The 7,474-nt window shown below is 63.6% G+C and carries 5 protein-coding genes; 2 read left to right on the top strand and 3 right to left on the bottom strand.

Translation table 11 applies throughout. The annotated features are described in order from the left end of the window. Nucleotides 1–867 precede the first annotated feature (867 nt). Both glpK and QOL82_RS17695 read right to left on the bottom strand, forming a co-directional pair. A complete protein-coding gene (gene glpK, locus QOL82_RS17700) occupies nucleotides 868–2,364 on the bottom strand; it encodes a glycerol kinase GlpK (protein WP_283443618.1) in 1,497 nt (498 codons plus the stop codon). Nucleotides 2,365–2,389: 25 nt separating this feature from the next. Continuing rightward, on the bottom strand, nucleotides 2,390–3,280 hold the full coding sequence (locus tag QOL82_RS17695; RefSeq protein ID WP_283443617.1) for an SMP-30/gluconolactonase/LRE family protein: 891 nt from the start codon (nucleotides 3,278–3,280) through the stop codon (nucleotides 2,390–2,392). A 177-nt stretch (nucleotides 3,281–3,457) separates the two neighbouring features. On the opposite strand from QOL82_RS17695, the gene QOL82_RS17690 reads away from it, so the two are divergent. Next, entirely contained in the window at nucleotides 3,458–4,450 is a 993-nt protein-coding gene (locus QOL82_RS17690) for a tripartite tricarboxylate transporter substrate binding protein (protein WP_430438503.1), read from the top strand. Between the two features lie 38 nt (nucleotides 4,451–4,488). Further along, complete coding sequence (locus tag QOL82_RS17685; RefSeq protein ID WP_283443616.1) at nucleotides 4,489–6,294, top strand: ABC transporter ATP-binding protein/permease; 1,806 nt, start codon at nucleotides 4,489–4,491, stop codon at nucleotides 6,292–6,294. Here QOL82_RS17685 and QOL82_RS17680 read toward each other — a convergent pair. Beyond that, the gene (locus QOL82_RS17680) at nucleotides 6,252–7,445 is read right to left on the bottom strand and encodes a M20 aminoacylase family protein (RefSeq protein WP_283443615.1); all 1,194 of its coding nucleotides are present in this window, start codon (nucleotides 7,443–7,445) and stop codon (nucleotides 6,252–6,254) included. The genes QOL82_RS17685 and QOL82_RS17680 overlap by 43 nt on opposite strands. Nucleotides 7,446–7,474: the final 29 nt, after the last annotated feature.

Below are 7,474 nucleotides of genomic sequence, written 5' to 3'. Positions count from 1 at the left end.
CTTAGCGCCGATGATAGTGCTGCAACCAGTGTGAAAGTAGGTCATCGTCAGGCTGTTACACCAGAAGACCCCCGTCGCCATCAGGCGCCGGGGGTTTTCGCTTTGGGGCGGCGGTTTGTGGTGCTTGAGGGATCCTGACTGCAAAGTTGGATGAAGTTTGGCTTAGCCTCGGGGCTGCAAAGCTCGAAGCCCAATGGCAAAAGCTCGAAGCCCGAAGCTCAAGCTCGAAGCTCGAAGCTCGAAGCTCGAAGCTCGAAGCACCTAAGTCCCAAGTCCCAAGTCCCAAGTCCCAAGTCCCAAGTCCCAAGTCCCAAGTCCCAAGTCCCAAGTCCCAAGTCCCAAGTCCCAAGTCCCAAGTCCCAAGTCCCAAGTCCCAAGTCCCAAGTCCCGAGCCCAAAGCCCAGAGCCCAGAGCCCAGAGCCCAGAGCCCAGAGCCCAGAGCCCAGAGCCCAGAGCCCAGAGCCCAGAGCCCAGAGCCCAGAGTCCGAAGCCCAGAGCCCAAAACTCGAAGCTCGAAGCTCGAAGTCGGAAAGCCCAATTCGGCACTCCCAATTCCGAAGCACCGAAGCACCGAAGCACCGAAGCACCGAAGCACCGAAGCACCGAAGCACCGAAACACCGAAACACCGAAACACCGAAACACCGAAACACCGAAACACCGAAACACCGAAACACCGAAACACCGAAACACCGAAACACTAAAGAATTAAAGTGCCAAATCGCTGAAGTTCCGCGACTCCGCAACTTGCACCATCTTGGAAAAACCGATCGCGAGCGTCAGGCAAGCATCAGGTCCCTGTAAGCGCCCCGATGCCTGGTAATGATGTCTTTTGGCTTATGCCCATGCCAAGGGTTTGCACGCCCGATTTACTCAACCCAGGCGCGTGACCGTTCCACTGCGCGGTGCCATTGCCTCAGTCGTTGTGCGCGTTCGTCGTTGCCCATATTGGGTTCGAAGCGGCGTTCCATCCGCCACTGGGCGGCGACTTCCTGCTGGGAACGCCAGAATCCGACGGCGATTCCCGCCAGGTAGGCGGCGCCCAGCGCAGTCGTTTCGGTGACGACTGGCCGTATCACCGGCACGCCCAGCACATCCGCCTGGAATTGCATCAGCAGATCGTTTCGCGATGCGCCGCCGTCCACGCGTAATTCCTCCAGCTGGATCGCGGAATCGTTCTGCATCGCCGAGAGGATGTCCACCGTCTGGTAGGCGATGCTGGCAAGGGCTGCGCGGGCTATGTGCGCCTTGGTCGTGCCGCGCGTCATGCCGACAATCGTGCCGCGGGCGTAGGCATCCCAGTGCGGCGCGCCCAGGCCGGCGAATGCGGGAACGAACACCACGCCGTCCGTGTCGGGCACGCTGGCTGCCAGCGCCTCCACCTCGGCGGAACTCTGGATGATGCCCAGCCCGTCACGCAGCCACTGCACGATGGCGCCCGCCATGAACACGCTGCCTTCGAGCATGTAGGTCGTGTCGGCTCGGCCGCCATTGCCAGATGTCCACCCGACGGTGGTCACAAGGTTGTTATGCGACGTGATTGCGTCGGCGCCGGTGTTCATCAGCATGAAGCAGCCGGTGCCGTAGGTGTTTTTCGCCATGCCGGAACGCATGCAGGCCTGCCCGAACGTGGCCGCCTGCTGGTCGCCGGCGATGCCGGCAATCGGCAGCGGCTGGCCGAACAGTGCGGCATGAGTATGCCCGACCACCTCGCTGCTGGCCACGACCCGCGGCAGCATCGAACGCGGGATATCGAGCAGCGCGAGCAGTTCATCGTCCCAGGCCAGCGTGTGGATGTTGAACATCAGGGTGCGCGACGCATTGCTGGTGTCGGTCACGTGCTCGCCGCACAGCTTGCTGATCAGCCAGCTGTCCACGGTGCCGAAGGCCAGTTCGCCGCGCTCGGCGCGCGCACGGGCGCCGGGGACGTTGTCCAGCAGCCATTTGACCTTGGTCCCGGAAAAATAGGCGTCGAGCACAAGGCCGGTCTTGCGCTGGAAGAGTTCGGCATGGCCGGCTTCGCGCAGCGCGTCGCAGATGCCGGCGGTGCGCCGGTCCTGCCAGACGATCGCGTTGCCGATCGCGGCGCCGGTGGCGCGGTCCCAGACCACGGTGGTCTCGCGCTGGTTCGTGATCCCGATGGCGGCGACATCGCTCGCGGCGGCGCCGCATTCCTGCATGACCTGCCGGGCGACGTCGATCTGCGATTGCCAGATGTCGTCCGGATCGTGCTCCACCCAGCCCGGGTGGGAAAAAATTTGCCGGAATTCCTGTTGTGCGCAGCCGTGCACGTGTCCTTCGTGATTGAACAGGATCGCACGCGAACTGGTTGTCCCCTGGTCGAGTGCAAGTATGTATTTGCTCATTTGCCTGTTGTCGCTATTCTGATTGTTATGGGATATACGGATGTTCAGCCTGTCCGGGCACGTCGACCCGCAGCGACAGCAGGCAGCCGGAGAGCGGGCACGCAGCCAGTTCCTCCGGGCTGCGCTTGCCGCTGACCGTGGTGATGTACAGGGTGCGCAGATCGCTTCCACCGAATGCCATCATGGTGGGGCAGCGCACCGGCAAAAGTATCTCACGCAGGATTGCGCCCGTGGGGGCCAGTTGCAGCAGGCGTCCGCCTTCATACATCGCGCACCAGTAGTTGCCCTGGCTGTCGACCGCGGCGCCATCGGGGCGGCCGCCATAGTCCGGGCCGCGTTCGCTCGAAAACTTGTGCAGCAGACGGCCGTCTCCTGTCGCGCCGGTGGCCACGTCGTAGTCGTAGGTGTGGATCGCGTGGCTGGTCGTGTCGCTGTGATACAGCGTGCGCCCATCCGGGCTGAAGGCGACGCCGTTGGAAACGGTTGCGCGTTTTCCGCTATCGCGCAGCACGCCGCGTTCCAGTGCATACAGCACGGCGTCGGGCCGGTCACGCGGTTCATAGATCGTGCCGACCCAGAAGCGGCCGGCCGCATCGCAGCGGCCGTCGTTGAAGCGCTCGCGGGCCGGGTCGTAAGGCGGATCGGCGAACATGCTCAGTGCGCCGTTATTGGTGTCGAGCGTGGCCAGGCCGGAGCGCATCGCCACCACCAGTCCGCCGGCCGCCGACCAGGCGATGGCGCCGGGTTCCGATGGCATCGGCCAGGCCAGGTGCATATTGTTTTGCGGATCAAGCCGGTGGACTGCGCGGCCATCGATGTCGATCCAGTACAGCCGGTTTTCCTCCGGATGCCATAATGGGCATTCCCCGAGTTGCATGGGCATGTTGAAGGCAAGCTGGACGCCAGGCGTTTGCATGGATGGATTCCTGTTGGCAGAAAGACCTTATTATGCAGCCAAGGCCGGCAGGGCTTCTGTAGCGCGCGCAAGCCGGGCCAGCCGCAATCATCGTACTATTCGGGACCGGCCGGCGGTCAGCGGCCGTAAACCAGGCGATGACCCTGGTATTTTTTGTTCAAAAAAGGGGAAGAGACAATGAAACTGAATTATTTGTTTGCCGCAATCGGCATGACCGCACTGGCGCTGGCCGCGTCTCCCGCAAGCGCGGAAACCTATCCGACCAAGCCGATCAGGATCGTGGTCCCGTTTGCGGCCGGCGGCACGACCGATCTGCTGGCGCGCGCGGTTGGCGCGGAACTGCAGAAATCGCTGGGACAGTCGGTGATCGTGGACAACCGGCCCGGCGCCGGCGGCAATATCGGCGCGGACCTGGTGGCCAAGTCGGCGCCGGACGGCTACACGCTGCTGATGGGAACCGTCGGCACGCATGCGATCAACCAGTCGCTTTATCCGAAGATGCCATTCGACCCGATCAAGGACTTTGCGCCGATCACGCTGGTGGCCGCAGTGCCCAATGTGCTGGTGCTGAACAAGGATTTTGCCGCCAATAACAAGATCACCGACGTCAAGAGCTTCACCGCCTACGTGAAATCGCATCCGGGCAAGCTGAACATGGCGTCATCCGGGAACGGCACGTCGATCCACCTGGCCGGCGAGCTGTACAAGACCACCACCAAGACCTTCATGGTGCACGTGCCTTACCGCGGTTCGGGTCCGGCGCTGACCGACCTGATCGCCGGCCAGGCGGACCTGATGTTCGACAACCTGCCGTCCGCGCTGCCCTTCATCAAGTCGGGCCGGCTGATGGCGCTTGCCGTGACCAGCAGCAAACCGTCGCCGGCCCTGCCTGGCGTGATGCCGCTGGCGAATGCGGGCGGCGAGCTTGCCGGCTTTGAGGCAAGTTCATGGTTCGGCATGCTGGCCCCGGCCGGGACGCCGAAGGAAATCGTCACCAAGCTCCAGCAGGAAATCTCCCAATCGCTGTCCAGCCCGGCGGTGAAGGAAAAGCTGATCGGCCAGGGCGCGGACCCGGTTGGCAATACGCCCGAGCAGTTTGCCGCACACATCCAGGCTGAAACGAAGAAGTGGGAAAAAGTCGTGAAAGCCTCGGGCGCCAAGGTCGACTGACCGTTCTTCATTTTCCAACCGCAGGAAACCCCCAGTCCATGACAGCAGCGCGCCAGTCCGATCGAACCACCAACTGGCGCGCAGTCTGGCGCCTGATCAAACCGTACTGGGTATCCGAGGAAAAATGGAAGGCGCGCGGGCTGCTGGCCACCGTCGTGGTGCTGGCGCTGGGGATGGTTTATCTCAACGTGCTGTTCAACGAGTGGAACCGGGTTTTCTACAACGCGCTGGAGAGCAAGGATTTCGTCACCTTCAAGGCGCAGCTGTGGCGGTTTTCCTACCTCGCCTTCATCTATATTGCGGTGGCGATCTACAAGGTCTACCTGACGCAGGCGCTCGAAATACGCTGGCGCGGCTGGATGACGCGGCAATATATGGACGGGTGGCTGTCGCGCCAGGTGTACTACCGGATCGAACAGGCCTCCGCGGCCGATAATCCCGACCAGCGGATTGCCGAAGACCTCAAGTTCCTGACCAGCGGTTCGCTGACGCTGTCGCTGGGCCTGCTGTCGAGCGTGGTCACGCTGGTGTCGTTCGTCGGCATCCTGTGGTCGGTCAGCGGTCCGCTGGCGTTCATGCTGGGCGGGCGCGACTGGGTCATTCCCGGCTACATGGTCTGGTTTGCGCTGGCTTACGCCGGCATCGGCTCGTTCCTGGTCGCGCGTATCGGCAAGCCGCTGGTGCAGCAAAATTTCCTGCAGCAGCGCTTCGAGGCGGATTTCCGTTTCGGCCTGATCCGGATCCGGGAAAACGCCGAATCGGTGGCGCTGTACCGCGGCGAAGCGCAGGAGCATGCGCAGCTCGACAGCCGGTTCGAGCGCATCCGCGAAAACTGGTGGCAGATCATGCGCACGACCAAGCGCCTGAACGTTGCGTCGACCTTCTATGCGCAGTTCGCGATCATCTTTCCTTTCCTGGTCGGCGCGCCGCGCTACTTCAGCGGCGCAATCACGCTGGGCGGCCTGATGCAGATATCGTCCGCGTTCGGGCAGGTGCAGTCGGCGCTCTCCTGGTTCATCGATGCATTTACCTCGCTGGCCGAGTGGAAGGCCAGCGTCAACCGCCTGGCCGGATTCAACCTGGCCATCGACACCGCCTCCCATGCATCGTCCGGCATTGCCGTTGCGCGCAATGGCGTGCAGGACCTGACGCTGTCCGACGTGGCGCTGCAGCTGCCTTCCGGCGTGCCGCTGACCGGGCCGCTGTCGGCTGCGATCGGCGCGGGCCAGCGGATACTGGTGGCCGGTCCTTCGGGCTGCGGCAAGTCGACGCTGTTCCGGGCCATTGCCGGCATCTGGCCTTACGGCAGCGGCGACATCGCGATACCGGCCGCCGCCACCATGCTGTTCCTGCCGCAACGCGGCTACCTGCCGATCGGCAGCTTGCGGGCCGCGGTCAGCTATCCGCTGGCGGCCGGCAGTTATGGGGACGAGGACATCGTGCGCTACTTCGGCCTGTGCCGCCTCGACCATCTGGCCACGCGGCTGGACGATGCAGACAACTGGAGCCAGCGGCTGTCGCCCGGCGAGCAGCAGCGGCTGGCGTTCGTGCGGGTGCTGCTGATCCGGCCGGACATCGTGTTCCTGGACGAAGCCACCAGCGCGATGGATGGCGACACCGAAGCGGCGCTGTATTCGCTACTGGCCAATCAGCTGGCCGGTTCGACCATCGTCAGCATCGCGCACCGCGAAACGGTCGTCCAGTATCACGACCTGCGCTGGCAATTCGTCGCGGACGGCGTCCAGGCGTCGGACGGCGGCTGGCTCTACCGCATCGACGCATCCGTGCTGCCCGCGCGGCGTCAGGATTTCGCCAGCCACGCCTCGGCCAGCCGCACCCAGTAAGTGCCGCCGATGGGCAGCAGCGCGTCGTTGAAATCGTAGCTCGGGTTGTGCAGGTTGCACGGACCCAGCCCGTGGCCGCCGCTGCGATGGTCGCCGTCGCCATTGCCGATGAAGACATAGCAGCCCGGTTTTTTCAGCAGGAAAAACGCGAAGTCTTCCGCGCCCATGGTCGGCTCCACCTTGTCGTCGACCTTGTCGGCGCCGACCATGGACTTCAGCACGTCGGCCGCAAACGCGGTTTCCTTTTCATGATTGATCAGCGGCGGGTAATTGCGCTTGAACTCGAATTTCACGGTCGCGTCGAATGCGGCCGCCGTGTGTTCGGCGATGCTGCGCATGCGGCTTTCGATCAGGTCCAGCACCGGCAGGTCGAAGGTGCGCACGGTGCCGATCAGCGTGGCCTGGTCGGGAATCACGTTGGTCGCGCTGCCGGCATGGATCTGGGTGATCGACAGCACGGCCGCGTCGATCGGGCTCTTGTTGCGGGTGACGACGGTCTGCCAGCTCTGCGCGATCTGGATCGCGACCATGATCGGGTCGATGCCCTTGTGCGGCTGCGCCGCATGTGCGCCCTTGCCGGTGACCGTGACTTCAAACTCGTTGGATGAGGCCATCATCGGGCCGGGCGTCACGCCGAAGGTGCCGGTCGCAACGCCGGGCCAGTTGTGCATGCCGAAGATGGCGTCCATCGGGCACTGCTCGAACAGGCCGTCGTCCATCATCCGGCTGGCGCCGCCGCCGCCTTCCTCGGCCGGCTGGAAGATCACATACACGGTGCCGTCGAAATTGCGGTGCCGCGACAGGTAGTGGGCTGCGCCAAGCAGCATCGCGACGTGGCCGTCATGGCCGCAGGCATGCATTTTCCCCGGGTGGCGCGACGCATGGGGGAAGGTGTTGACCTCCTGCACCGGCAGCGCGTCCATGTCGGCGCGCAGGCCGATGGCCCGCTGGCTGTCGCCGTTGCGGATGACGCCGACCACGCCGGTCTCGCCCAGGCCGCGTATGACCGGGATGCCCCATTCGGTCAGCTTCTGCGCAATCACGTCGGCTGTGCGCTGCTCTTCATAGCAAAGTTCGGGATGGGCATGGATGTCGCGCCGGATCTGCGCCAGCTCCGACTGGAATTCAACGATAGGGTCGATCAGTTGCATGTTTGTACTCCTGTGTTCTGAACCGACAG

The organism is Noviherbaspirillum suwonense (genome assembly GCF_900182955.1).
Lineage (GTDB): Bacteria > Pseudomonadota > Gammaproteobacteria > Burkholderiales > Burkholderiaceae_D > Noviherbaspirillum_A > Noviherbaspirillum_A suwonense.
The sequence above is the reverse complement of the archived record's forward strand: the minus strand, read 5'-3'. Positions and strand labels throughout refer to the sequence as shown.